The sequence below is a fragment of the Streptomyces sp. SID5643 genome (assembly GCF_009872555.1).
Classification (GTDB): Bacteria; Actinomycetota; Actinomycetes; order Streptomycetales; family Streptomycetaceae; genus Streptomyces; species Streptomyces iakyrus.
The window spans coordinates 55,567-80,962 of sequence record NZ_WWIC01000099.1; the positions used below are offsets into that span (position 1 = coordinate 55,567).

A 25,396-nucleotide genomic window follows, 5' to 3' on the forward strand; every position below is an offset into this window, starting at 1 on the left:
CCGATCACCGGCGGGCCTGCGTGACCTCGTCACCGGCGGTCCCCTTCGGACGGGTGATCCCCCGTGGCGATGTCGCCGGCCACCGCATCACCGACAACGACCGACCGCTCGCCCGAGGCGGTCACCGACCCCAACGGCTCTGCCCCGGCATCGGGCTCGGGGGAAGCGGTCACCGGCGCCCCTTGCACCTGCCCGCCGGCCGGCGGGTTCGCGCTCGGTACGCCGCGGTCACCTGTGGAGATGTTGCCCCGCACGGTCCCTCCGACCGCGACGGCCCTCGTCCCGGACGCCTGAACGCTGCGCGCCGGCCCGCCCGCGGTGCCGCTCCCGCCACCCGGGCGTGCGGCGAAGCCCTGCCCCCACAGCACGGACACCGCGGCCACCGCCGCCCCCAGCGCGGACGCCACGCTCCAGCGCGCTGCCGCGTCCGGCACGACAGCCGTCAGCAGCCACATCCCGCACAGCACCGTCGGCACGATGAACGCCACCGTCACCACCGCGCCGGCCAGCAGCCACCGTGTCCCACCCGTCAACAGCCCCACCTCCGAACGGAGTTGACAGCCCTGTACCGGCTGACCGCCGCAAGAATGCCCTGGACGCAGGGTCGGCGACACGGAAAGCAGTGAACTCGGCACGAAGAGGCGGCAGGTCGGCTAGAGGCGCCGTACCGGCTGAGTGCTGGCGTCGCCGGAACGGCGCGGTGGACTTATGCGGCTCCGGCGTTGTCCAGCCGCAGTGCCGCACGCAGCCAGTCGTCCGCGGAGCCCGGGGTCGGCTGGGGACTGCTGCCCGGCCGGGTCAGAACAACGGAGGCGAGTTCCCAGTACTGGTTCAGGCGCGCCTCGGCAGAGAGCCGGGCGGCCAGCGAGCGGCGGAAGTCGTGGGTGTCGCGGCTGCGCAACGCGCTCGCGTATGCAGCGACGTAGGCGTCCAGGGCCTCACCTGGACGGGGATCGTGTGCCCGGCGCAGGTGGGGGGCCGCTAGTTCGAATGCTTCGGCGAGGCCCGCGTACAGCAGCACGGCACCGTCGGCCCCTGCCACTCGGTGCACGTCCGGTTGGGGCTGCCGACCGTCCGGGCAGGGGGCCGTCGTCATGGCGTGCAGCCGGGCGAAGGCCAGCACCTGGGTCGGGTGCGGCTCGTCGGGCGGCTGGGGGACGGCCGCCTCCAGGAATGCCGCGGTCGCCGCGCGTGGCATCCGTGCCGGCAGCCACGCGCGCCAGAACCTGGCCAGTGGTGCGGTGCTCGGCGGGGTGTTCAGGGCGCCGAGCAGCCTCAGCCGACCGGCGCGCTCAGCCGGCGGGCAGTCGCGCACCAGGTGGAGTGCGGCCTCCCGCCAGCGCAGGGCCTTCAGCTCACCGCCGAGCCCGCGCAGGCGGTTGTCGAGGGCGTCCTCCAGCACACGGCCGGCTGCCTCTTCGTCGTCGAGGACGCGACGTATCTCCGGCAGGGGCAAGTCAAGGGTGCGCAGGGAGCGGATCAGCTGTAGTCGCTCCAGTGCCTGGGGGCCGTAGCGGCGGTGTCCGCCACTGCTGCGTGCGGCTTCGGGGAGCAGGCCTCGGTCGGAGTAGAAGCGGACGGTCTTCACCGTGGCGCCGACGCGCTCGGCGAGTTCCCCGATGCTCCACAACAGCTCGTGTGACGTCGACAGTTGAACCTCCCTCAGGGGGAGTTCCTACGGTACCGGTGTGCGGGCGAGGCGGACACGGTGGCCCGCGGACGACGGCGTCCCCGGCCGGCGCGTGCGCGAGGTCATGAGACGAGTCCGAAGAGTGCGATGCGATCGGCGATTTCGGCGAGTCCCGCCCGCTCGGCGAGCCCCGCCAGTTCGGCGAGCCCCGCCAGTTCGGCGAATCCCGCCAGTTCGGCGAATCCTGAGAGTCCGGGGAGGACTTTGTGAACGTGTTCATCATGGTTGCCGGTGTGTTCACCGGGGCCCATGTCTGGGAGGAGACGGCCGCGCGACTGGTCGCGGCAGGCGGCACAGCGCACGCTGTCCCGCTGACGGCCGTCGACCCGGCCCGGCCCGCCCCGCCGGCGCGCGTGGGCCTGGAGACGCACATCGAGGACGTGATCGCGGCGATCGACGCGGTGGACGTGGCGTCCGGGCGGGAGATCGTGCTCGTCGGTCACGACTACGGGATCCACCCGGTGCTCGGAGCCGCCGATCGGAGGGCGGAGCGCATCGCACGCGTCGTGTACGTGGACTGCGGGATGCCGCAGAACGGTGTTCCGGCACTGGCCACCGTGCCGGACCAGGCGCTGCGCGCGCAGCTGACCGAACGCGCCGAGGCGGGCGAACGCGAGGGCGTGCTGCCGCCGCCGGGACAGGACGAGTGGGAGCGCTGGGGCAGTACCGCCGACGTCGGCGAGGCGGCCCTGAAGCGGTTGACCGCACGGGCGGCGCCACAACCGCTGGGCACTCTGCTCGAGCCGCTGCGGCTGACGGGGGCGGTGGCCGCGGTTCCCGTCACCGGCGTGCTGTGTGCCCGCAACGGCGCCGGTATCGACCAGGTGCAGAGACTTGTCGACTTCGGCGACCCCGCCCTGGCCGCCCTGACCGAACCTCAGGTCTCCTTCTTCGAACTTCCCACCGGGCACTGGCCGATGCTGTCCTGCCCCGACGCACTGGCCGACGTCCTGCTCCGGGCCGCGGCCGGTGAGGGGCACCGCCTGCGGCCGACCGGCGGCGACGCACCCGCGCCTGCCCACCTGCGACCGTTCCCGCTGGACGTCCCCGAGGTGCCTCGTGACCGTCAAGGGCATGTCGATCTTTACGTCCGGGACGGCGAGAGGGGCCCGCGACCGGCCGTGGTCTTCGTGCACGGTGGACCCGTGCCCGCGGGAGCGCGGCCGCGCCCGCGCGCATGGCCGACCCTGGTGGGGTACGCGCGCTTGGCCGCCGCCGAGGGATTGGTCGGCGCGACTGTCGAACACCGCCTGCACGACGTCGCGGACTACGACCGGGCCGCCGCGGACATCGCTGCCGGGGTGGAACTGGTGCGGTCCGACCCCCGGGTGGACGCCGGCCGGATCGCCCTGTGGTTCTTCTCCGGCGGCGGTCTGCTCACCACGGACTGGCTGATCCGGCCGCCCGCCTGGCTGCGCTGTCTGGCCGCGTCCTATCCCGTCCTGGCGCCTCTGCCCGCCTGGGGCATGGCCGGCAGCCGCTTCCACCCTGCCGGGGCGGTCGAGCAGGCGGGGTCCCTGCCCATCGTCCTCCTCCGCGCCGGGCGGGAGGCTCCCGAGATCGCCGCGACGGTGGATGCGTTCGTGGCGGCGGCGAACGGCAGCGCTGCGCGAGTGGAGTTGGTCGACGTCCCCAACGGTCATCACGGGTTCGAAACCCTCGACGCCCCGGAGGAGACGATCCCCGCCCTGCACCAGGCGATGCGCTCGGTGATCACCCATCTGACCAGGTGACTCCCCTGGTCACCGGCGACCATGGGCCTGTGCCGCCGGTGTCCGTTCGCCGCTGTGCGGCGGTCAAGCCGGGCGGACCGCGCCCTTGATGGCCGACTGGCCGGCGAAGAACACCGACTCCTCCCGGATGAGCGCCCCCGGGCCGGACGCGTGGATCATCCTGCCGTCGCCGCTCCAGATGCCGACGTGGCCGAGGTCGTCGTGGAAGAAGACCAGGTCCCCGACCTGGACGTCGGTGAGGGGGACCTGCACTCCGGCGCTCCACTGGGCCTGGGTGGTCCGGGGAAGCAGGACACCGACAGTTCTCCAGGCGGCCTGGGTGAGCCCGGCGGCGTCGTACGATCCCGGCCCGACCGCGCCCCATACGCAAGGCAGACCGATCTGCGCGCGGGCGAAGGCGATCACCCTCTCGGCCTGGGTGCTGCTGCCGGTGGCCGGCGTCAGCCAGGGTTCGGCGTGGGCGCCGGGTATGTGGGTGGCGGGTGTGTAGGTGGCGGGTGTGTAGGTGGCGGCGGGAATGCCGCCTGGGGTGAGCGCATCCGCCGGAGCAGGAGGCACCAGGGCAGACGCGGTGATGTCGGGCAGACCGGCGCCATGGGTCGCAGTGGTCATGGAGGTCGGGTCGGGCGACGGACCGGAGGCGTGGTGAGCGGTGAGGTCCGCCGACGGGGGCGTGGCGTACGGTGCGGTCGCGCCGTTGGCCGGATCGGCGCCGTACGTCTCCGTCCCGCTCGTCAGGAGATCCGCCCGGTGAGCAGCCGCGGTGGGGGCCGGGACGGCGGGCAGCGCAGCGAGGGCCTGTGGGCCGGACTCCCACGCGGGCGCCGGTGCGGGCCCGTACAAAGGCCAGGCCGCCACATCGCCGTCGAGGCCCGGCCGCGCGCCGCCTGCCGCAAACGGCGCGGCCGGCTGGTCGGAGAGCTCAGGGAGGATCTCGGCGGCAGAGGCCTGAGCCGGTCCGCCGGGCAGCTCCCGCGCACCACCGGTGAGCGCCGGGGGCGCTTCGAGGGCACGCAGTTCCGCGGCACGTTCCGCAGAGGGCGCTTCGATGGCCCGCCGTTCCGCGGGGCGTTCCGCCGGGCGCGCGGGTCGCGCCGCCTCGGGTGCGCGCTCGGGCCGGACCGGCACCTTCCGGTCCGACTGCCACGCCGGCACGGACGGGCCCAGCTTGGCGCGGGCGACGTCGAACCACTGCCGGGCGAGAGCCCCTACCGCCGGCGGTGTGTCCCCTTCGGACCGGCCGCGGGGGCCGGCGCTTCGCTGACGCGGGATCGCGGCGGCGCGAGTCGCGTTGAAGGTGCCGGTGTCGCTCTCGGCCCGGTCGTAGAGACTGTCGATCCGCCGCCGGACCTCGTCGGGGCTCGGCCCCTCGTCGTCAGGCGCCAACGCGGGCACCAGCCACGTGCGAGAGCCGGGCCTCGGTCACTCCGAGGCGCGAGGTTCGTTCCAGCGCCATGAGAGGGCACTCCTTCAGTCCGGGAGCGCACGGGACCACCTATCCATTGGTGGAAGTCGTGCATGCTGTAACCAACTTAGCCAACTTGTGAGCCTTCCGTGAAGATCGAAGTTGCGAATTGCCTGATATGCCGCTGTGACGTTCGCCCCTACTCGGCGGGTTCGGCGATCAGTGCGGTGCCCACCCTGCGGAAGCCGAGTCGGGCGTAGACCCGCGCGACATCGTCGTCACTCGCCGACAGGAAGACGGTCGCCGCGCCCATCGATCGGGCGTCGGCCACCAGTGCCGCGGTGACCGCGCGTGCGAGTCCACGGCGGCGGGCCGCGGGGAGCGTGCCGACGCCGACGATCTCACTGACTCCCGCGAGCGGTTGGTGCTGGCCGGAGGACAGCACTGAGCCGTGCTCGACGGCTGCCGCGACCGCTGTCAGGCCTGACCGGATGCGCACGATCGCCCGTTCCACCGATCCGTCGGCGACGCGCGCGTCGATCGCTTCCGCCAGGTGCGGTGTTCCCGCGAGACCGACGTGGGTCCCCGGCTCGGCGAAGGCGAGATGGGGAACCGCCAGGGCGCCGGGGAGGGCCGGATCGTCCGCGCCCACGATCCGGACGGGCACGCTGCCTGACGAGGACCCGCCCACTTCAGCTGCGGGAGTACCGGGATCGAGCACCATCAGCGGGTGTTCATGGACCACGAGCCCCGACTCCTCGGCTGCCGCCCGGAGCGTGGGTGTGGTCTCGGCGACCCATTCGAAACTCTCCGGAACCCCCAGTTCCCGCTGACGGGCGCGGACATTCCGAACGTCGGTGGGCCGCAACGGTCCGGACCAGCCCCGTGCGGGACGTGCGTAGAACGGCCAGCCCCCGCCCTCCCGCACGAACAGCGTGAGGGGCCCGTGGTTCTCGACGCGGGCGCCGTGCCGCGGGACCGCGTCGTAGTACTCCTCGAGCCGGTCCAGCAGGGCTCGCTCAGGATGATCGTCGACGTCACAAGAAGTCACGTCGGGCATCCAAGCAACTGGTCACCGTCGCCGCCACCTTGTTTCGTCGCCGGGACCGGCGGCTCAGCACAGGACGCGCAGTGCTCCGGGCAGCACTCTGACGGTCACCGGGAGGTCAGCCTCGATCTCGCCGTCCGCGCCGTAGGGGACGTCGCTGTCGGCCTCGATGCGTATCTCCCTGCCGCGCACCACCTGCACCTGGGGCCGGTGGACGTGGGCGCCGGTGCCGAGCTCCTTCATCAGGGTGAAGAACAGCCGGCGCGGGGCGTCGCGGATCATCACGACGTCGAGCAGGCCGTCGTCGAGACGGGCTTCGGGAGCGATGAGGCGCGCGGAGCCGTAGTAGCCGGAGTTCGCGGCCACGACGGTGTAGCCGCTGTAAGCGTGGTCCCGTCCGTCGATGGTGATCCGGTAGCGGACGGGGCGCCAGGTGCTGATCGCGCGCAGGGCACCCGCGTAGTAGGAGGCCGAACCACGCAGCATGCGGGAGCGGTTGGCGTGGAGGTTGGCCAGTGCGTCCACTCCCGCGTAGACGCTGCCGAGCACGACGGTGCCGGCGTGGGCGGACGACGTGACCTCGACGGTGTCCACGGCACGAGGTGTGCCGTCGAGCAGCACCCGGGCCACGCCGTCGGGGTCGCCGGGCAGGCCCAGGGCCCGTGCGAAGTCGTTGCCGCGGCCGGCCGGGACCATGCCGAACAGGGCGCCGGTGCCGCTGAGGGCTCCGCCGATGCTGCCGGTGATCCCGTCGCCGCCGACGGCGAGTACCACCCGGCCGCGTTCCCCGGCGTGCCGGGCGAGTTCGCGGGCGTGGGCGAGACTGCGGCTGTACTCGGTCTCCAGCTCGGCGCCCGCCTCCCGGAGGAGGCGGGCCACCTGGTGCAGCGCCGCGGCGCTGGTGGCTCCGCCCGCGGTCGGGTTGACGACTGCGGTGAACTGTCGCATCGATGTGCCTCCGGGCTGACGGGTGGTGCCGGGGTGTCGGTCTGGTCAGGGGTGGTGCGGGCTCAGGCCCAGAAGCGGAGCTGCGGTCAGTCGGCCGGCAGCAGGACACCGGGGTTCAGCAGGCCGTCCGGGTCCAGCCGTCGCTTGACGGCGCGCAGCGCCGCGACACCGAGGTCCCCGGCTTCACGTACGTACCAGTCGCGGTGGTCGGTGCCGACCGCGTGGTGGTGGGTGATGGTGCCGCCCGCGGCGAGGATCGCCTCGTTCGCGGCGTGTTTGGCGCGCGTCCAGTGCTCGACAGGGTCGGCGCCCTGCGCGGAGACGATGGTGAAGTACAGCGAGGCGCCGTTCTCGTAGACGTGCGAGATGTGGCACATGACCAGCGGCGGGGTGCCGTTGTCGGTGAGCGTGGAGGTGAGCGCGTCGCGGACGGCCGCGTAGAGTCCGGGCAGGCGCGACCAGTAGGCGGCGGTCTCCAGCGTCTCGGCGAACGCGCCCGCTTCTAGGAGCGAGTCCCTCAGGTACGGCGCCGCGTAGCGGCCGTGGGCCCAGCGCTCCCCCGGCTCGTCACCCGCGAACTCGCCGCCGCTGTCGGTGAGTACGGCCGCCGCGGCCGCCCGTCGTTGCGCGGTGTCCTGCTCGGTGCCCTCGAAGCCGACCACGGCGAGGCATCCTGCGCTGCGCTGCTCGGCCGCGGAGCCGATGGCCTCGGGCTGGGCGAGGCCGATCAGGGTCTCGGTCTCGTCGGACAGCCTGAGGACGGTGGGGCGGGGGCCGTCCTGGGCGAGCCGGCGCAGCGCGGCGGTCCCCTCGTCGAAGGACGCGAAGCGCCAGCCTTCGTAGCGGCGCGTCTGCGGGACGGGCCGGATGCGGACGGTCACGGAGGTGATGACGCCGAAGGCGCCCTCCGAGCCGAGCAGCAGCTGCCGCAGATCGGGTCCTGCCGCGGACCGGGGTGCCCGGCCGGTGTCGAGGGTGCCCTCGGGTGTGGCGAGGGTGAGGCCGAGGACCATCTCGTCGAAGCGTCCGTAACCCGCGGAAGCCTGACCGCTGGAGCGGGTCGCGGCGAAGCCGCCGACGGTGGCCCACTCGTAGGACTGGGGGAAGTGGCCGACAGTGAAGCCGTGTTCGGCCAGGAGCGCCTCGGCCTCGGGTGCGCGCAGGCCGGGCTGGAGGGTGGCTGTCCGCGAGACGGGGTCGAGGTCGAGCATGCGGTTCATGTGCCGCAGGTCCAAGGCGATGAAGGGGGCCTTGGCGGCGGGGGCGAGGCCGCCGACGACGGAGGTTCCGCCGCCGAACGGGACGAGAGCGAGGCGGTGTTCGGCGCAGGCGCGGAGCACGGCGAGCACCTCGTCGTGGCTGTGCGGGAGGGCGACCGCCGCCGGGGCGTCGGTCGTGTCGGCGGCTCGGATGCGCAGCAGGTCCGGGGTGGACTTGCCGCGGGTGTGCCGGATACGGCTCTCCGGGTCCGTGCGGAGGCTCTCCGCGCGATCGCCGAGTGCGGCGTGCAACGCCTGGCGCGCGGCGTCCTCCAGGGCGGGCGTGGAGAGCGTCAGCTCCTCCAGCCGGGCCGATGCCATGGGCTGCGGCTTGACGCCGAGCCAGTCGCGCAGCAGCCCGGTGACGGTGTCGGGCAGCGGTGTCGCCCTGGCCGGGTCGCCCCAGCCGTTCCACAGCATGTCCATGCGTGTCGTCCTCACCGGTCGTCGTCGGGGGTTGCCGCTGGAGCGGCCTCGGGCGTTACACTGTTACACATGACGCCTAATCGTCACAACAGCTCGGCTCAGCAGAAGTCCTCCGACAACGACGTGGTGCTCGACGCCGTCCGGGACTGCGTCCTCGCCGTCGGTGTCCGCCGTACGACCATGACCGACGTGGCCCGCCGCGCAGGCGTCTCACGGATGACGCTCTACCGCCGCTGGCCCGACGTCCGTTCCCTGGTCGGTGATCTCATGACGCGCGAGTGGATCGCCGTCGCGACCGGAGCCATGCCCGAGAGCCGGCCCGATGTGGGCACGCTCCCGCCCCTGATCGACGGCCTGGTGGCGGGCGTGGAGGCCTTCCGCGCCCACCCGCTCTTCCAGAAGATCGTCGACGTCGATCCCGAACTGCTCCTGCCCTACGTGCTGGACCGGCGCGGCGCGAGCCAGGAGGCCCTGCTGGAGCTGCTCGCCGGGGCGCTCCGGGAGGGACACGCGGACGGCTCGGTGCGTGTGGCCCCCGCCGATCGCCAGGCCCGGACCGTCCTGCTGGTCCTCCAGTCCTTCGCCCTGTCCCTGCGCACCATGACCGACGAGGACGACCCCGAGCTCACGAGCGCGGCCTTCCTCGCCGAACTGCGCACCGTTCTGGAGAGGACCCTCACCCCATGAGCCTGACCGGCACCCCCGCCGCCGGGGCCTCCCTGTCCGCCGCGCGGCGCACGCGCGACCTGACCGAGGCGACCGACGGGCGCGTGGTGGACGTGCTGGTCGTCGGCCTCGGCGCGACCGGAGCCGGAGCGGCCCTCGACGCCGCCGCCCGCGGTCTCGACGTCGTCGCGGTCGACGCCCACGACCTCGCGTTCGGCACGTCGCGCTGGAGCTCCAAGCTCATCCACGGCGGGCTGCGCTACCTGGCCTCGGCGCAGTTGGACGTCGCCCACGAGAGCGCGGTGGAACGCGGCGTGCTGATGGAACGGACGGCACCCCACCTAGTGCGCGCCCAGCCGTTCGTGCTGCCCCTGACCGGACTCGTCTCGCGCGGCCAGGCCGCTCTCGCCTGGGCCGGTTTCCGGGCCGGTGACGCCCTGCGGCTGTCGGCCCGCACGGCTCGCGCCACGCTGCCCGCCCCGCGCCGGCTCTCTCCCGTCGAGACCCGGCACCTGGCTCCGGCGCTGCGCCACGCGGAGCTGCGCGGCGGCCTGCTGTCCTGGGACGGGCGGCTCACCGACGACGCCCGTCTGGTGACCGCCCTCGCCCGCACCGCCGCCGCCCGGGGAGCCCGCGTACTGACCCGTGCACGGGCCCTGGAACTCTCCGCGTCCGGGGCGCGCGTACGCGACGAACTCACCGGTGAGGAGGGCGAGATCCGGGCCCGGGCGGTGATCAACGCGTCCGGTGTGTGGGCCGGTGACCTCGTGGCGGGCATCAGGGTCCGGCCCTCCCGCGGCACCCACATCGTCCTGCGCTCGCAGGACATCGGCCCGCTGCCCGCCGGTCTGCACATCCCCGTCCCCGGCGAGACCAACCGGTTCGTCCTCGTCCTGCCCCAGGACGACGGCAGGGTCTACGTCGGGCTCACCGACGAGCCCCTGGACGGGCCTGTTCCCGACGTCCCCGAGGTGCCGGAGACGGACATCGGCTTCCTGCTCGACGTCCTCGGGTCGGTCCTCGACGTCCCGGTCCGTCGCAGCGACGTCGTCGGCGCGTTCGCCGGACTGCGCCCCCTTTTGGACACCACCCCCGCCGGACAGCCCGGCACCCCCTCCCGCACGGCCGACATCTCCCGCCGGCACGCGGTCCTGACCTCGCCGGACGGCGTGGTCAGTGTGGTCGGCGGCAAGCTCACCACCTATCGCCGGATGGCCGAGGACGCCGTGAACGCCGTGGTCGACGCACGCGGCCTGCCCGCCGGCCCCTCCCCCACCGCCACGCTCCCGCTGGTGGGTGCCGCGGCCCCCCGGACACTCGCCGCGCTGCGCGCACCCCGCCGCCTCGTCCAGCGCTACGGCACCGAAGCGCCGGCGGTGCACGCCCTGGCCGAGCAGGACCCGCGGCTGGGCGAGCCCGTCGTGCCCGGCCATGCGGTGACCGGGGCCGAACTGCTGTGGGCGGTACGGCACGAGGGCGCCCTGGACGAAGCCGACCTGCTCGACCGCCGCACGCGCATCGGACTGGTCCCGGCGGACCGGGCCGAGGCGTCGAGGGCCGTACGCGAGCTGGTGGGCGAAGCCCTGGGCGCGGGAAGCAGAGGCCGGTGAAGAGGCCGGTGGCCTGGTCCGGCCCGCTCACCGGCCGTTCTGCGGGCTGTTGGGTTGCAGGAGCTGGTCCACGGGTGCGTGATCGTCGGTGAGGAGCCGGGCCGCGCCGGTCCAGGAGGTGAGATCCTCGCCGGTGGCGATCTTCCATCCGGTGTGCCGGGCGTCAAGCGCTCGCTGGACCGCCCGGAGGTCGACCGGCCGGTCGGAGGCGAGCACCACCGGGTTGCCGCCCTGGGACGCGGCGGCCGGGCCCAGGCCGATGTCGGCGGGCTCGCCGAGGAGCGCGACGTGCGGGAAGGTCTCGCCGAGCGTGGCCACTTCGGCGCGGGCGAACTCCATGTCACCGTGATCGATGAGGTTGGCCACGTACAGGCCACCCTCGTCGAGCACCCGTCGGACATCGGCCATCGCTTCCACGGTGGTGAGGTGCCACGGCACGCTGACGCCACCGAAGGCGTCGCCGACGACGAGGTCACGGCTGTCGGTTTCGAGCCGCCGCAGGCCGAGCCTGCCGTCCTCCACACGCACGTCGATGCCGGCCTCCGGCCGCAGACCGAGCCGTTCGTGGTTGATGCGCACGACTCCGCCGTCGATCTCGGAGACGAGGCTTCGTGTTCCGGGGCGCGTGGCCGCGAGGTAGCGGGGAAGGGTGAGCCCGCCACCGCCCAGGTGGTGGGCGACCAGTGGTTCGCCCTGCGGGAAGCCGGCGTCGACCACCGACGCGACGGCGCGCACGTACTCGAACTCCAGATGGGTCGGGTCGTCGAGGTCGACGTAGGAGTGCCGCAGGCCGTCCAGGACGAGCGTGCGGCCGTCGCGCTCGCCGGGGTCCGCGACGACGCGTGCGCAGTGGTACTTGGTCTCCACGTCGCAGCCCCCGGGCGCGACCGTGGCGGCGAGGCCGCCGGCGGCGACGACGAGTGCCAGGGCCGGGGCACCGGTCCATCCGCGCGTTCGCCACTCGACCCAAGCCGAGCCGGCCACCAGCAGTGCTCCGAGCCCGAGCAGGATGCCGCTGACCGGCAACCGCGACACGAGGACGAAGCCGGTGAGCACGGTGCCGACGATGGCGCCCACGGTGCCGATGCCCGAAAGCCGGCCGACCACCGTACCGGTCTCCGCCAGGCTGGTGAGGCGCAGCTTCGTGACGAACGGCGTCACCGCGGAGAGCAGCGCACCCGGCACCAGGATGGTCAGCGACGCGATGACCAGGAGCACCGCCGGTGCCCACTCCGCCGTGCTCCGCAGCACCGCGGGGGTGAGCGCCACCACCGCTCCGGACACCCCGAGCGAAGGGCCGATCAGTCGACGCGGATCGACCTGGTCGGCGATGACGCCGCCCAGCCAGGAGCCGAAGGCGATGGCCGTGAGCGCGATGCCGATCACCATGGTGCTGGTCTCGAGGGTCAGGCCGAGGTAGGGAGCCAGCAGCCGCAGGGCGACGATCTCGACCACCAGAACCGCCGCCGAGGACCCGAACACCAGTATCGCGGCGGTACGGGGACCCAGACCGTCACGGGGTGTGCTCTCGACGACGGGCGACGTAGACGATCCGGTCACGGGCGACATTCTCGCACGGGGTCATCGACGGAACGGCACCGTTCACATCCTCATACCGCTGCGGAGGTTGAGGACTGACGGCATCCAACTCGCAGGGCCGGGGCCTGCGGTGAGGGCCCCGGCTCCGCGAGGCCGGGTCAGACGCGGTCGGCCGCGATCAGGACGTACTGGAAGGAGCCGTCCCGGTAGGACTCGATGAACGCCTTCTCGATCCCGGTGACCAGCGAGGACGTGGCCCGCAACTCCCAGTAGGGCAGGGTGTCCGGAGTGAGGTCGACGACGGCCTGCGGCACGAGCCGGTTGTCGGCCATGGCGCGCAGGTATTCGCGGCGGGAGTGGATGTTGCACTCGAAGTGGGCGTTGATCTGGGAGACCCATTTGGACGGCTGGCCGTAGCGGGGGTTCCAGCAGCCGGTGATCGTCACGTAGCGGCCGCCCACCCGCAGGAAGCGGGAGTGCTCGGCGAACAGGTCGCCGAGGTCGACGTACATGCTCGACTCGTTGTTCCACGAAGCGGCGATGCTGCCCTTCTCGAAGGGCGTGTCGAGCATGTTGCACACGCGGGAGCGGACGTGGTCCTCGATCCGCAGTTCCCGTGCCCGCCTGTTGCCGAAGTCCGCCTGGGTGGCGGAGAGGGTGACGCCTTCGACCTTGCAGCCGAAGCGGCGGTGGGCCATGACCATGGAGCCGCCGCGCCCGCAGCCGGCGTCGACGAGGGTGTCGCCAGGCCCGACGGGGCCGAGGTGGTCCAGGAGGACCTCTGCCTGCGCCGACTCCAGGCGGTGCAGCTCCGCGATGAGCTTCTTCTCGTACTCGCTGTGGGCCGGGTCGCCGAGCGCGGCCCGGTCCACCTCGCCGATGCCGTAGTGGTGGTGGTAGAGCCCGTCCACGTCACCGAGGCGGAGGTTGACCGGCCGTGCCTCGTTGTTCCAGTAGCGGGCGATGTCCCCCTGGTACGGCGTCGCCGGTGCCGGGATCTTCACGGAGGCGGTGGAGGTCGTTTCGGTCGTCATCTCAGTGGTCACAGAAAAGGTCCGTTCCTTACCAGAAGTCGGGCAGGCTGTAGCGGTAGGTGTTGGTGCGGTGCCAGTCGTGGTTGCCGTCGACCCAGGCGGCCACGCCCTTGAGGAAGCGCAGCACGGCGGGCAGGGGGCAGTCCGCCGCGAGGTCGGCCGCGGCGGCCTCGAAGGCGTGCTGGAGTTCGTTGTGGACCTCGACGGCCTTCAGATAGGCGTCGCGCTCGGAGAGTTGCTCGCGTTCCGCGATCACCACCGGCAGGTTCAGGTGGCGGCCTGGGCTGTTGAGTTCCTTGGTGTACGAGTAGAGGTCGTTGACGATGGTGGTCGCGTTGCCGGCGAGGGCGATGACCCGTTGCATGTCCGGCCGGGCGTGCAGGTCCGCGGGCAGTTCGTAGCCGCCGACGGTGTCGGTGATCGTGGGGCAGGGGCGGAAGTTGTTGAACTGGCGCATCGCCAGGTACTCCCACACCTCCGGGACGTGGCCGGTCTGCGCCCAGGCGGCCTCGGCGAGGTAGCCCAGGTGCAGCCGGGCCATGTCGTGCCGGTAGCGGTCGGACTGGGAGGGCGTGGCCGCACGGACGAAGTAGTCCATCGCACTGCGGTACGCCCGGCGCGGGGCATCCGACCCGAGCGACTCCAGCCAGGCCGGCGCGTACTCGGCGGTCGTGTGGAAGTGGTCGATCGCCGTGTGTGCGAGGAGCAGACGCCCGCCGAGGCCGACGGGTGAGCCGCCGTGGTCCTCGCAGTAGCAGTCGTCCACCGCGTTCTCCGCGACCATGAGCCGCGTGGCGAGCATCAGGTGGTCGACCGTCGGGGCGTCGGGATGGCAGGCGACCATGTAGCGGCCGACGGAGAACCCGTCGAACTGCTTCTCCCATTCCTCGGGGTAGAGCTGGATCTCGTCCTCGGCCCAGTGCTTGATCCGCCGGCTCACCTCCTCGACGCGTACGGGGTCGGGTTCCGGGACGGGGTGGTGGTAGAGGCCGGGGACGGCTCGCCCCTCGGCGGGCGGGGCGGGGGCCGGAGGCTCCGGATCCGGGAGCGGAGCCGGGAACCTCTCGGCGACGGACAGCGAGGCCGTACCAGGTCCGGTGGGCCCGCGCAGGACCCGCCGGAGCGCCGAGCCGGCCTCGGCCGCGTCAGGCGTGTTCCGTACGGGGGCGGCCGTCGGGGGCGGTGACGGGGCCGTGATCGTGACCGGCGGATGCAGTGCGGCGAGAAAGTGCCGGACGGCGGGCGTGGCCGGAAGGCCTGGGGCCACCGGCGCGGGGGCGTCCGGTACGGCTGCGGGGGTGCCCGGTACGGCTGTTGGGGCGTCCGGTATGGCTGTGGGGATGCCCGGTACAGCCGTGGAAGCGTCCGTCGTGGCCGTGGGGGGCGTCGGCCGCTGTTCGGGCAGGGGTGATGCGAGGGGCCCGGAGTCGGGCATCGGCAGCTCCTTGCTGCGGTGGGGGTGGGCGCTCCGTCGTGCGGGGTGTCAGGCGTGGGCCTTCGGCGGATCAGGGCTTCAGCGCGGTCTGGAAGCGATCTGCACGTTCTCCATGACGCCGAGGGCGTCGGGGAGGAGCACGGCGGCGGAGTAGTAGGTGCTGACGAGGTAGGAGTTGATCGCCTGTTCGTTGATGCCCATGAACCGCACCGAGAGCCCCGGTTCGTACTCGTCCGGCAGTCCGGTCTGCCGCAGACCGATGACGCCCTGGTTCTTCTCGCCGATGCGCATCGCGATGATGGAGCTGGTCTGCTCCTTGCTGATGGGGATCTTGTTGCAGGGCAGGATGGGCACGCCGCGCCAGGCGGGCACGGACTGTCCGCCGAGGTCGACGTGGTCGGGATAGAGACCGCAGGCGTTGAAGCCCCGCCCGATGGCCGCGATGGTCCTGGGGTGGGCGAGGAACAATCTGGTGCCACGCCTGCGGCAGAGCAGATCGTCCATGTCGTCCGGTGTGGGCGGGCCGGAACGGGGCTGGATGCGCTGCTTGAAGTCGGCGTTGTGCAGCAGTCCGAACTCTCGGTTGTTGATGAGCTCGTGTTCCTGGCGCTCCCGCAACGCCTCGATGGTGAGCCGGAGTTGCTCCTCGCTCTGGTTCATCGGACCGTTGTAGAGGTCGGCGACCCGGGTGTGGATCCTGAGTACGGTCTGGGCGACGGAGAGTTCGTACTCGCGCGGGTGCTGTTCGTAGTCGACGAAGGTGCCCGGCAGGTCGGTCTCGCCGACGTGGCCGGCCGACAGGGCGATCTCGGCCTCGCCGTGCTTGTTCTGCCGGAGTCGTGAACGGGAGGCGAACGCCTCGACGTGGGCCCGGAGGGCGGGCGCCGAGGCCTGCACCGCGGCGAAGTCGGAACGGGAGAGCGTGAGGAGGGTGCCGGAGGTCTCGGCGGTGGCCGTGCTGTCGTGGCGGGCGTCGGAGTCCAGCAGGGCGCTCTCACCGAAATGATCGCCGTCCGCGAGGACCGCGATGGCGACCTCTCCGCCGTACTTGCCCGCGGAGGTCCGGCGGACCCGGCCGTGTGCGATCAGGTGGATCCGGTCGGCGGGACTGCCGCGCTCGACGAGGACGTCACCCGCCGAGAAGTCGTGCTGCGTGCAGCGGTCGGCGAGGGCGGTGAGGACGCCGATGTCCTCGAATCCGCGCAGCAGGGCCAGTTCACCGAGTTCTCTGGGGATCACCCGGACCGTCGCGCCCTCCTGGACGAACTCGATGCGTCCGTCACCGAGGGTGTGGCGCAGCCGCCGGTTGACCCGGTAGGCGCCTCCCTCGGCCTCGACCCAGGGCAGCATCCGCAACAGCCAGCGGGAGGTGATCTCCTGCATCTGCGGGGCGGACTTGGTGGTGGTGGCGAGGTTGCGGGCGGCGGCGGTGCTCAGAGACTGCTGCGCCGCGTCGGGCGTGGTCCGGGTTTCCGGGATGCTGTCGACGGTCATCGGGAGGGAGTCTCTCCTTGCACGACGGGGCGTCCGGCGCACACGGATGCGCCGACCGGGAGACAGGGAGGAGCGGGCAACGGGCGGGAAGGATCACGGCGATCCCTCCACCTGCAGAAAGCTAGCCGCTGGACGGGCCGCAACCACCAGGGAGACGAGATGCTTACCTCGAAGCAGTGACAATCAGTTGGATGCGGTTTATCGGCCCGTCACGCGGCATCGCCCCGTCGGCGGCGCACCGGGGCACCGGGGCACCGGGGCACCGGGGCACCGACGGAACCTCGCCGACGGAACCTCGCCGACGGCGAGCCGCACCAAGTTGAATGCGGAACCTTACCGTTGAAGCGTGAAATTCATTCTGCCGTGGGTGACTTGCCACCCGGCTCTGAGCAGCGGAAACTGTAAATGATGACGTAGAGCCCACCGATACCTCGACCTCTGCGCCGCCCCGATGAGCACGAACGAAGGGGCTGACACGGTGGAGAACGAACTGCACATCCTCCTCACCGAGGAGGACGCGGAAGCGGAACGCGTCGCCGAACTGACCGGCTACCTGCGTCAGGAACTGCTCGACCTCGACGTGGACGACGTCACGACGCTTCCCGGCGGGGAGGTCCCTCCCGGAGCGCGGGCCGTGGACGTCACTCAGATCGGTGCCCTGCTGGTGACCCTGGGCAGCTCGGCGACCGCACTGAACCAGGTGATGACCGTCATCCGGTCGTGGATGGGCCGTCGCCACGAAACGCACCCGTCCTTGCACCTGCGGATGGGCGACGACGTGCTGGAGGTGTCCGAGGCGACCGACGACCAGGTCGCGAAGGCGTTCGAGATCTTCGTCCAGCGCCATTCCCCGGCTGGAGCCGAACCATGACGGATTCCAGGCACGCGATGATCATCGCCAACGACCGGTACACCGACCAGGGGCTCAAGAAACTCAGGTCGCCCGTCCAGGACGCCGCGGCACTCGAGAAGGTGCTGCACGACCCGCAGATCGGCGACTTCGAGGTGGAGGTCGTGCACAACGCGTCCGCCGATGTCATGCGCAGGCGCATCCAGGGCTTCTTCAACGACCGCCGCCGCGCCGACACGCTCCTGCTGCACTTCTCCTGCCACGGCCTCAAGAGCGAGTCGGGCGAGCTGTACTTCGCCGCGAGCGACACCGAGCCCCCGCTGCTGGCCGCCACGGCGGTCCCCTCCGAGTTCGTCCGCAGTTGCATGTCCGTCACACGGGCGGGCCGCAGTGTGCTGTTCCTCGACTGCTGCTACGGCGGTGCCTTCTCCCGGGGCTCGTCCTCCGTGCGCGCGGCCGGCGACGTCAACGTCCTGGAGTCCTTCGCGAAGGACGAGCCGGTCACCGGGCGGGGCTGGGCCGTCATCACCGCGTCCGACTCCATGGAGTACGCCTTCGAGGGCAGCCGGCTCGCGGACGACTCCTCCGCTCCGCGGCCTTCGGTGTTCACGCACGCGGTGGTCGAGGGCCTGGAGACCGGCGAGGCCGACCTCGACGCGGACGGCAAGGTCTCCCTCGACGACCTGTATGAGTACGTCTACAGACAGGTGCGGGAGCAGAACCCCCATCAGACGCCGAAGAAGGCAGCGGAGCTGCACGGGGAGCTGCACCTGGCGCACAGCCGGCGCGGTCGCATCAAGATCGTTGCCGTTCCCTCGCCGCCCTCCCTGCAGACCGCCCTGAACAGCGAGGAGTTCCTCACCCGGCAGGGTGCCGTACTGGAGTTGCAGAAACGACTGCAGCACACGGAACTGCCCGTGGCGGAAGGGGCACGTCAGCACCTGGAGGAGGTCGCGCGCAACGACATCCAGCAGATCGCCGTCATGGCGTCCGACGCCTTGGGCAAGATCCGGCTGGCACCGTCCCCGGATCACCTGGACTTCGGCGTGCTGTCGAAGGGTTCCGCTCCCCGCAAGCAGTCCGTGACCATGCACGGCCCGCCGCTGGCCCGACACTGCGTGGCCCAGCCCAGACAGTCGTGGCTGCGGGTCGATCCGACCGACGGCGGCCTGGAGGTCCACGTCGACACGGCGCGCGAAGGGCGTCTGTCGGGTGACATCGTTCTGAAGGGTGTGGCCGACGAGTCGGTGATCCATGTCGAAGCGGAGGTGGCCCCGGCACAGGGGATCGGGGGCACGGGGCCCGAACCCGGCACCTCGAACGGTCCCCCGGAGCCGTCTCATGGAGGGGGCGACAAGCAGCACACGGTGGTCGTCGGGCCCCCGGGCACCCCGCCCCGTCCCGGGAAGCCGCCCGAGACCACTGCCTCCGCTCGTAGAACGGGCAGACGCGCCCCCGTCCTTGCCGGTGCCGCCCTCGCCCTGGCCGTCGGGTCCATCGGCACATTCGTACTGGCCTTGCAGAAGGCGGTGACAGCCATCGTCGAACGAGGTGAGGAAGGGGTACGCGGCACCATCGAGGCAAACGTCCGTGAGTACGGAGCGCTCACGCCCCTCGTGGTGTGTCTGGTCACCGGCGCGGTGGCACTGGTGGTCGGCGCGGTCGCCCGGCACGACCTGGGAACACGGCGCCAGCACTACACGAGGCAGGCGGCGAGCAGTACGCACACGCTGACCTCCATCGCGAAAGGGCTGGCGATCCCCGCGCTGATCCTGGCCGCCCTGGCGGGCATCGCCTACCTGGTGGGCAGCCGCCACTGGTGACTCACCGGAGGTGGCCCCGGCAGCGCCCCTCCCCTCCTCCCTTCCCGGGGCCCGTGAGCCTGCATCGGCCTGTATCGGCCTGCCGGAGCGAGCCGAACTCCTGCGCGCCGGTTTCGAGTCGGGCCCGACCACCGACGTCGGGTGTCGGGTGATTCTTCGGGTCCCGGCGAAGGGGATGTCTGAAGGCCGGGAGACGGGGCGAGACACCAACTCGGGCCTGAACTCCGCCCGTTGTCGCCGACGGTCGCTGTTGCGCGTCAGGCGCCGGGAAAGAGGACACCGCTCAGCGGGAACAACTGGCCTCCCATGTCCGTACCATCTCTCACCAGGGCAGCTCGCGGGACGCACAACTCCGCCCACCGGGCCACCGAAGCCCGCCCTGGGACAGGCATCACCGCAGCTTGCCTTCGACGCCGAGGAAAGGTCAGTGCCATGCCCGAGACAAAGACTCCCGCCACCGAACTGGCATCGCAGTACATCGCCCAGGTGACCGGCGATCTCGAAGCGAACGTCAAGGAACAGGAACGTATCGGAGCGGAGATCACCACCCTTCAGGAGCAGCTCGCCGCCCTCCAGCACGACCACGACGTGCTGAAGAGCATGCAGCAGGCCCTCGGCATCACCACGCCGCCGAACGGGTCCGCGGCCGGGGCCGAGAGTGCTGTGCTGCCTTCCCCGCGCCGGAAGAAGACCGGTCCGGCGGCCGGTGAGAAGCAGAGGACACGTAAGTCCACGGCCGCGCCGGCGAAGAAGGCAGCCAAGAAGCCGGCAGCCGGTAATCCTTCTGCGGGTAAGCCGGCAGCAGCGAAGCCGGCAGTCGCGAAGCCCGCGGCCAAGAAGCCCGCGGCCAAGGCGACGGACGGCGCCAAGGCGCCCGAGCCCACTCTCGTCGAGCTCATCCGGCGCCATCTCGCCGAGCAGAAGGAACCTCGCTCCGCGGCGGAGGTCTCCACCGCCCTCGGTGAGGCCCACCCCGACCGCGGCATCGCGGCCAAGGTCGTACGCGTCACGCTGGAAGGACTCGTGGCCAAGAGCCAGGCCGAGCGGTCCAAGCAGGGCAGGTCCGTCTTCTACACCGCCCCTGCCTCGGAACCGGCGGCCGCGTCCGAGACCGAAGCGAAGCCCAAGGGCACAGACAACTGACAGTGCGTCCGGCCCTCGGACGCACCGCGACGGACTCGGCGCCTCAGGCCAGGGCCTGCACGGCGTAGAGGATGCCCAGGCCTGCAGCCAGGCCGCCGAGGAGGAGGCGCAGGCCCGTCTCCGGCAGGCGGGGCTGCAGGCGGGCGCCGATATAGCCGCCGACCAGGCCGCCCAGTCCGCAGGCGAGCCCGAGCCACCAGTCGGGAGCGACGTCGCCGACGCTGATCAGGGAGAGCAGCGCGTACACACCGGCGCCGACGACCGAGGTGGCGAACGTCGCGGCGAGAGCGGCCGGCGCCACCCGCGTCATGGGCAGACCCCGGGCGGCGAGGATCGGTCCGAAGAGGGATCCGCCGCCGATGCCGTAGATCCCTCCGACCACCCCCACGGCCACGGCCAGAGCGGTCAGCGTCACCGGGGACGGCTCCGCCGCGGCGGAACGGCCGCGGGAGCGGCCCAGGGTGCGGACACAGAGCCACACCCCGAGCGGCAGGAGCAGGGCGGCGATCAGGAGCCGGAAGACACCTGGTCCGGGCAGAGCGAAGACACGCAGCGCGGCGCCGAGCACGACGCCGGGGAGCGTGCCGGCGACCAGGCGCCGGGCCAGGCCGCCGCGCAGAGCGCCGTCGCGACGGTACCGCCAGAGGGCGCCCGGCCCGGCCACCACGTTGAACAGCAGGTTCGTCGGCGTGATCGCCGGGCTGGGCACGCCGAAGACGCTCAGCTGAACGGGCAGAAGGAACACCGCTCCGGACACTCCGGCCGGCGCGGTCACCATCGCGATCAGCAAGCCGGCGACCAGCCCCGCCCCCACCGCCCCGTCCATCCGGCCTCCCGCCCCTCACTGCAAACCCGGCCAGTATCGACGCCCCCGCGCCGGCAGGACGTGTCGGCAACGAGATGTTCACGGGCGGCAGCGGCACGGACGGGTACCACCGCTCCCGGGCCGCCGAGCAGCACCTCTGAGACGGCCCCGGTCCCGTCGGCGTCGGCGGGGCGAGAGGGGCTGTCAGACGGTCCGCACCACGGTGCCGCCGTCTTCGAGTGCGGTGACTTCACCGGCGGCCGCCGTGGAGTCGGTGACGAGGGTGTGCAGAAGGGCGGCGGGGCCGACGTAGGCGTAGGCGGTGTGGCCGAGCTTGCTCGCGTCGGCGGCGCCGATGACGCGGCGGGCGGAGGCGATGCCCGCCTTCTTCACCGCGGCGTCGTCGAGGTCGTAGGCGGTCAGGCCGTCGGCCGCGGTGAGCCCGCAGCAGCCGATGACGGCGGTGTCGAAGCGAAGGGCGGCCAGGGAGGCGAGGGTGAGGGGGCCGGTGAGGGCTCCTTCGGCGGACCGGGGCTGTCCACCGGGCACGACCAGTGTGGCCGGGCCGGGTGTCTCGGCGAACAGGTGGATGGCCTGGAGGGACAGGGGCATCACGGTGACGGGCCGCTCGCGCAGGAGGCGACCGACCTCCAGACACGTGGTGCCGCTGTCCAGCAGGACGCTCTCGCCGTCCGCGATGAGTGCGGAGATCCCGGCGGCGATCCGGCGTTTGGCGTCGACCGCCTCGTGGGCGCGCAGCGCGAACGGGGGCTCCTCGCCCCGGAGCAGCAGGGTGCGTGCCCCTCCACGGACGCGTTCGAGGACCCCCTGGGCGGCGAGGGTGTCGAGGTCGCGCCGGATGGTCATCTCCGAGGCGCCGGTCAGCTCCGCGAGTTCCTGGACCGTGGCTTCCCCGGAGTCCCTGACGGCCTTCGCGATCAGCCCGTGCCGGTCTGCATTGCTCATAGCGCGATTGAACACCACCGGGAAACGAACACTCAACTTGTTCATTAACCCGTCTTTCAAACACTACAAATGTTCGTTACGGTGGGCGGCATGGAACGTTCCCTGCGAGCCGCCCGTGTGGCGACCTATGTGTACTTCGTCCTGTGCGGCACCTTGATGGGCACCTGGGTGGTGCAGATCCCCGCGATCGAGGAGCGCGTGGGCATCAGCCACGCCACGCTCGGCGGCCTGCTGGTGGTGCTCGGGATCGGGGCCTTCGTGGGCATGCAGGTGGCGGGTCCCCTGACCGACCGCCTCGGCACCCGCACCCTGGTGCCCGCGGGCGGCGTCCTCTGCGGCGCGACCCTGTTCCTGCCCGGCCTCGCCAACGATCCGTGGACGCTGGGCGCCGCGCTGCTGGTCTTCGGTCTGAGCAATGGCTTCCTCGACGTCAGCATGAACGCCCATGCCGTGTACGTGGAGAAGGCGTACGGCCGCCCCGTGATGTCCGGCTTCCACGCCACCTTCTCCGTCGGCGGTGTCCTCGCCGCGCTCGCCGGAGCGGGCGTGGCGAGCGCCGGCCTGAATTCGGCCACCGGCATGGCCGCCGTCGGAGCCGCGGGCGTCGCGGTCGCCCTGGCCTCGGCGCGTGCCCTGCTGCCCGCCGCTCCCGCCGTCGAGAGCCCGGGCTCCGCGCGGGACGCCGAGGCGTCACCGGTCGTCGAGCGCGGCGGCACCACGGGCCGGGTGTGGATGCTGGCCGTCCTGGCACTGATGGTGATGCTGTGCGAAGGCGCCGCCAACGACTGGAGCGCCCTGCACATGAAGGACGTCCTGGGTGCGCCCGCCGGCACGGCGGCCCTTGCGTACGGCACCTTCGCCGCGGCCATGACCATCGGCCGCCTGCTCGCCGACCGCTTCGTCACCCGGTTCGGTTCCCCCGCGATCCTGCGCCACGGCGCGGCCATGGCCGCCGTCGGGATCACGCTCGTGGCCCTCGGCCCGTGGATGTGGGCCGCGTTCACCGGCTGGGCGCTGTTCGGTCTGGGCCTGTCCGGCTGCGTCCCGCAGTTGTTCAGTGCGGCCGGGCACGCCGATCCCGCCGCCGCCGGGGCCAACGTCTCACGTGTGGCCGGGCTGGGCTACGTAGGCATGCTCGCCGGCCCTGCCGTCATCGGCTGGCTGACCCACCTCGTCGCCCTGAACGACGCCTTCGTCCTGCTGACCCTGCTGTGCGTGACCACCGCTGTGGGTGCCCGCGTCCTGCGCACCGGATCCGACGCCGGCACACCCCGGCACGAGATGACCGGCACCCACTGACCGCTCGTGCGGCACGGCCCCTGACAGCCGTGCCGCACGAGCTCCCTTCTCCCCTCCTTACCCGGGGCCGGGGCGAAACGCCCGCAGCCGACCGAAGGAGTCCGATGTCCGAGTCCCCCTCACGTCCCGCCCCCGGGCCGTGTCGGTGTCATGCTGCCGCTCGATCTCCCCGTCGGCGAAGTGCTGCCCTATGTCCGGCGTGCCGAGCAGCTGGGCTTCGACCAGGTCTGGGTCGTGGAGGACCTCGGCCGGCGCGGAGGTGTCGCCCAGGCCGCAACCGTCCTGGCCTGCACCACGAACCTCACCGTCGGGATCGGGATCATGCCGGCCGGCGCCCGCAACGTGGCCTTCGCCGCGATGGAACTGGCCACTCTCGCCCAGCTCCACCCCGGCCGGCTCATCGCGGGAATCGGTCACGGCATGCCCGGCTGGATGCGCCAGGTCGGGTCCTGGCCCGCCAGCCCCCTGACGCTGATCAAGGAGTACGCGAGAGCACTGCGGCTGCTCATCGCCGGTGAGCCCGGCCCCGAGAACGGCCGGTACGTGCGCTGCGCAGGCGTCGTCGTCACCGAGACCCCGGACATCGTCCCCCCGGTGATCCTGGGCGTCCGCGGCCCCAAGTCGCAGGCCGTCGCGGGCGAGGTCGCCGACGGGCTCCTCCTGGCCGAGCCCGCCGCACCCGACTACATCACCGCCTCCCTGCGCAACCTGGGCCCCACCGCCTGCGCGGGCTCTCCGGAGATCGTCGTCTACGACGCCGCCGCCGTGGACGACGGCGAGGAAGCCGCCCTCACCCGCGTCCGCGCCGCCCTGGAGCCGGTCGGCGAGCCGGAATGGGCCGCGCACATCGACCCCCTGCCCTTCGCCGGGGAACTGCGCGCACACCGCGCCGCCAGTCCCGACGCCCGGCACTTCGCCCGGACGATGCCCGCCGACTGGGTCCGTGCGCTGAGCATCGCCGGGACACCGGCCCAGGCCCGCAAGGCGATCGACGCCCGTCACGCCGCCGGTGCGACCAGCGTCGTTCTCGCCCCGGCGGGCCCCGACCGCCTGGCCGCACTCGACTCGCTCGCCCGCGCGCTGCCGCACCGGCACTGACCCGAACGCCCCGAGACCGCAAGGGAACCGCCCCTCATGTCCACCGGCCGCAGCCGCATCGTGCTCTTCGACCTCTTCGGGGTCATAGCCCGCCACCAACGCCCGGGCGCCCTGGAGAAGATGGCCGCCCGCTGCCACACCGCCCTCGACTCCTTCACCACGGCCTACTGGACCCACCGCCCGTCCTACGACGCCGGCCGGCACACCGCGTCCGCGTACTGGACCGGAGTACTGCACGCCCTGTCCCGTCCCGCAGACGCCGACACGATCGAAGAGCTACGGCTCGCCGACATCGACAGCTGGTCCCGCGTCGACGAGCGCATGGTCACCTACGTGCGGAATCTCCGAGACCGCACCCGGGTCGCCCTGCTGTCCAACATCCCGGCAGATCACGCGGACGCCTTCCTCACCGCCCAGGCCTGGCTGCGCGACCTCGATCACGTCGCCTTCTCCTCAAGGATCCGTGCGGCCAAGCCCGACCCGGCCGCCTTCCGGCACTGCGTCGTCGCCCTGCACGCCGCGCCCGCCGACTTCCTCTTCGTCGACGACCGTGAGGAGAACGTCCGCGCGGCACAGGCAGTCGGCATGAGCGGACACGTCTTCGACGGCCAGGACGGCCTCGCGGCCGCCGTCGAGGCGTGGCTGCCTGCCCGATGAGCGACGCTGCCGCGTGACGAGTACGGGGCTCGCCGGTCAGTGGGCCGCTTCCAGCCGGACCACGCAGCCGCGCGTCGGCGTGACGCAGGGAGGACGTGACGGCGGGGAGACCCGCGGTGTGGTCCTGGGGCGGGCCCACCCGCAGACGGGACCTTACGGGCCCATCAGCTAGCGCTCCGTCAGGTTCGCGCGGGTGCCGAGGCGGTCCTGGACCCAGTCGTGGAACGCGCCGATGTGGTGCTCGCTGGGCACGAGGACGCCGCCCTTGGCGTACAGCCGGGAGCTCATGGCCGGCTGGCAGCGCTCGCAGGCGTCGAAGTCCTGCCGGTTGACCCGGTCGAACAGCTCCACGGACCGGCTGACGTCCCGGCCGCTGTCCACCACGCCCTTGAGGTACAGCCAGTCGCACTCGACGATCGTGCGGTCGACCGCGACCGGGTACATCCGGTGGAAGATCACGTGGTCGGG

Annotated in this window: 23 protein-coding genes; 9 read left to right on the top strand and 14 right to left on the bottom strand. The window is 72.1% G+C overall.

Going from position 1 to position 25,396, the window contains the following annotated elements; translation table 11 throughout:
* Positions 1–29: 29 nt before the first annotated feature.
* The 3 genes from GTY56_RS12295 to GTY56_RS39890 form a co-directional block, all read right to left on the bottom strand.
* Positions 30–533, bottom strand: coding sequence for a hypothetical protein (locus GTY56_RS12295; protein ID WP_161365133.1), 504 nt, complete (start codon positions 531–533; stop codon positions 30–32).
* A gap of 173 nt (positions 534–706) precedes the next feature.
* On the bottom strand, positions 707–1,651 hold the full coding sequence (locus GTY56_RS12300; RefSeq protein ID WP_161365179.1) for a helix-turn-helix domain-containing protein: 945 nt from the start codon (positions 1,649–1,651) through the stop codon (positions 707–709).
* 101 nt (positions 1,652–1,752) lie between these two features.
* Entirely contained in the window at positions 1,753–1,941 is a 189-nt protein-coding gene (locus GTY56_RS39890; RefSeq protein ID WP_202510057.1) for a hypothetical protein, read from the bottom strand.
* On the opposite strand from GTY56_RS39890, the gene GTY56_RS12305 reads away from it, so the two are divergent.
* Positions 1,897–3,423 carry an alpha/beta fold hydrolase gene (locus tag GTY56_RS12305; protein ID WP_161365134.1) on the top strand — a complete coding sequence of 509 codons (1,527 nt, stop codon included), beginning with the start codon at positions 1,897–1,899 and terminating at the stop codon, positions 3,421–3,423. The two genes, GTY56_RS39890 and GTY56_RS12305, sit on opposite strands and share 45 nt — an antisense overlap.
* Positions 3,424–3,486: 63 nt before the next feature.
* On the opposite strand, the gene GTY56_RS40495 is transcribed toward GTY56_RS12305, so the two are convergent.
* The 4 genes from GTY56_RS40495 to GTY56_RS12325 all read right to left on the bottom strand — a co-directional run bounded on the left by GTY56_RS40495 (position 3,487) and on the right by GTY56_RS12325 (position 8,509).
* Positions 3,487–4,809 carry a C40 family peptidase gene (locus GTY56_RS40495; RefSeq protein WP_237524682.1) on the bottom strand — a complete coding sequence of 441 codons (1,323 nt, stop codon included), beginning with the start codon at positions 4,807–4,809 and terminating at the stop codon, positions 3,487–3,489.
* A gap of 218 nt (positions 4,810–5,027) precedes the next feature.
* Positions 5,028–5,888, bottom strand: coding sequence for a GNAT family N-acetyltransferase (locus tag GTY56_RS12315; RefSeq protein WP_161365136.1), 861 nt, complete (start codon positions 5,886–5,888; stop codon positions 5,028–5,030).
* A 54-nt stretch (positions 5,889–5,942) separates the two neighbouring features.
* On the bottom strand, positions 5,943–6,824 hold the full coding sequence (locus GTY56_RS12320) for a diacylglycerol/lipid kinase family protein (protein WP_161365138.1): 882 nt from the start codon (positions 6,822–6,824) through the stop codon (positions 5,943–5,945).
* An 86-nt stretch (positions 6,825–6,910) separates the two neighbouring features.
* Positions 6,911–8,509, bottom strand: a complete 1,599-nt coding sequence (locus tag GTY56_RS12325; protein WP_161365140.1) for an FAD-binding oxidoreductase — start codon at positions 8,507–8,509, stop codon at positions 6,911–6,913.
* A gap of 69 nt (positions 8,510–8,578) precedes the next feature.
* On the opposite strand from GTY56_RS12325, the gene GTY56_RS12330 reads away from it, so the two are divergent.
* Together GTY56_RS12330 and GTY56_RS12335 are read left to right on the top strand one after the other, a co-directional pair.
* Positions 8,579–9,196 (top strand): TetR/AcrR family transcriptional regulator, encoded by a 618-nt coding sequence (locus tag GTY56_RS12330; protein WP_161365142.1) that lies wholly within the window; start codon positions 8,579–8,581, stop codon positions 9,194–9,196.
* Positions 9,193–10,785 (top strand): glycerol-3-phosphate dehydrogenase/oxidase, encoded by a 1,593-nt coding sequence (locus GTY56_RS12335; protein WP_161365143.1) that lies wholly within the window; start codon positions 9,193–9,195, stop codon positions 10,783–10,785. The genes GTY56_RS12330 and GTY56_RS12335 overlap by 4 nt, the downstream gene beginning before the upstream one ends.
* A 27-nt stretch (positions 10,786–10,812) precedes the next feature.
* Here the strand turns inward: GTY56_RS12335 and GTY56_RS12340 are convergent, their stop codons facing one another.
* The 4 genes from GTY56_RS12340 to GTY56_RS12355 all read right to left on the bottom strand — a co-directional run bounded on the left by GTY56_RS12340 (position 10,813) and on the right by GTY56_RS12355 (position 16,287).
* Positions 10,813–12,345, bottom strand: a complete 1,533-nt coding sequence (locus tag GTY56_RS12340) for a fused MFS/spermidine synthase (protein ID WP_524540097.1) — start codon at positions 12,343–12,345, stop codon at positions 10,813–10,815.
* Between the two features lie 137 nt (positions 12,346–12,482).
* Positions 12,483–13,358, bottom strand: coding sequence for a geranyl diphosphate 2-C-methyltransferase (locus tag GTY56_RS12345; protein ID WP_161365183.1), 876 nt, complete (start codon positions 13,356–13,358; stop codon positions 12,483–12,485).
* Between the two features lie 28 nt (positions 13,359–13,386).
* The gene (locus GTY56_RS12350) at positions 13,387–14,793 is read right to left on the bottom strand and encodes a family 2 encapsulin nanocompartment cargo protein terpene cyclase (RefSeq protein ID WP_202510059.1); all 1,407 of its coding nucleotides are present in this window, start codon (positions 14,791–14,793) and stop codon (positions 13,387–13,389) included.
* Positions 14,794–14,871: 78 nt separating this feature from the next.
* Complete coding sequence (locus GTY56_RS12355; RefSeq protein WP_161365148.1) at positions 14,872–16,287, bottom strand: family 2B encapsulin nanocompartment shell protein; 1,416 nt, start codon at positions 16,285–16,287, stop codon at positions 14,872–14,874.
* A 451-nt stretch (positions 16,288–16,738) separates the two neighbouring features.
* Here GTY56_RS12355 and GTY56_RS12360 point away from each other — a divergent pair, with 451 nt between their 5' ends.
* From GTY56_RS12360 to GTY56_RS12370, 3 genes are all read left to right on the top strand, one after another.
* Positions 16,739–17,158 carry a hypothetical protein gene (locus GTY56_RS12360; RefSeq protein ID WP_161365149.1) on the top strand — a complete coding sequence of 140 codons (420 nt, stop codon included), beginning with the start codon at positions 16,739–16,741 and terminating at the stop codon, positions 17,156–17,158.
* Positions 17,155–18,960, top strand: coding sequence for a caspase family protein (locus GTY56_RS12365; RefSeq protein ID WP_161365151.1), 1,806 nt, complete (start codon positions 17,155–17,157; stop codon positions 18,958–18,960). Before GTY56_RS12360 ends, GTY56_RS12365 begins: the two co-directional genes overlap by 4 nt.
* 432 nt (positions 18,961–19,392) lie before the next feature.
* On the top strand, positions 19,393–20,103 hold the full coding sequence (locus GTY56_RS12370) for a hypothetical protein (protein WP_161365153.1): 711 nt from the start codon (positions 19,393–19,395) through the stop codon (positions 20,101–20,103).
* 43 nt (positions 20,104–20,146) lie between these two features.
* On the opposite strand, the gene GTY56_RS12375 is transcribed toward GTY56_RS12370, so the two are convergent.
* Both GTY56_RS12375 and GTY56_RS12380 read right to left on the bottom strand, forming a co-directional pair.
* Positions 20,147–20,929 carry a sulfite exporter TauE/SafE family protein gene (locus tag GTY56_RS12375; protein WP_161365154.1) on the bottom strand — a complete coding sequence of 261 codons (783 nt, stop codon included), beginning with the start codon at positions 20,927–20,929 and terminating at the stop codon, positions 20,147–20,149.
* A 183-nt stretch (positions 20,930–21,112) separates the two neighbouring features.
* The gene (locus GTY56_RS12380; protein WP_161365157.1) at positions 21,113–21,874 is read right to left on the bottom strand and encodes a DeoR/GlpR family DNA-binding transcription regulator; all 762 of its coding nucleotides are present in this window, start codon (positions 21,872–21,874) and stop codon (positions 21,113–21,115) included.
* Positions 21,875–21,964: 90 nt separating this feature from the next.
* On the opposite strand from GTY56_RS12380, the gene GTY56_RS12385 reads away from it, so the two are divergent.
* The 3 genes from GTY56_RS12385 to GTY56_RS12395 all read left to right on the top strand — a co-directional run bounded on the left by GTY56_RS12385 (position 21,965) and on the right by GTY56_RS12395 (position 24,928).
* Complete coding sequence (locus GTY56_RS12385) at positions 21,965–23,173, top strand: MFS transporter (RefSeq protein ID WP_237524684.1); 1,209 nt, start codon at positions 21,965–21,967, stop codon at positions 23,171–23,173.
* A gap of 150 nt (positions 23,174–23,323) precedes the next feature.
* Positions 23,324–24,271 (top strand): LLM class flavin-dependent oxidoreductase, encoded by a 948-nt coding sequence (locus GTY56_RS12390; protein ID WP_161365161.1) that lies wholly within the window; start codon positions 23,324–23,326, stop codon positions 24,269–24,271.
* 36 nt (positions 24,272–24,307) lie between these two features.
* Positions 24,308–24,928 carry an HAD family hydrolase gene (locus GTY56_RS12395; protein WP_161365164.1) on the top strand — a complete coding sequence of 207 codons (621 nt, stop codon included), beginning with the start codon at positions 24,308–24,310 and terminating at the stop codon, positions 24,926–24,928.
* A gap of 168 nt (positions 24,929–25,096) precedes the next feature.
* On the opposite strand, the gene GTY56_RS12400 is transcribed toward GTY56_RS12395, so the two are convergent.
* The coding region (locus GTY56_RS12400) for an SRPBCC family protein (protein ID WP_272923359.1) at positions 25,097–25,396 on the bottom strand (300 nt) is incomplete at its 5' end.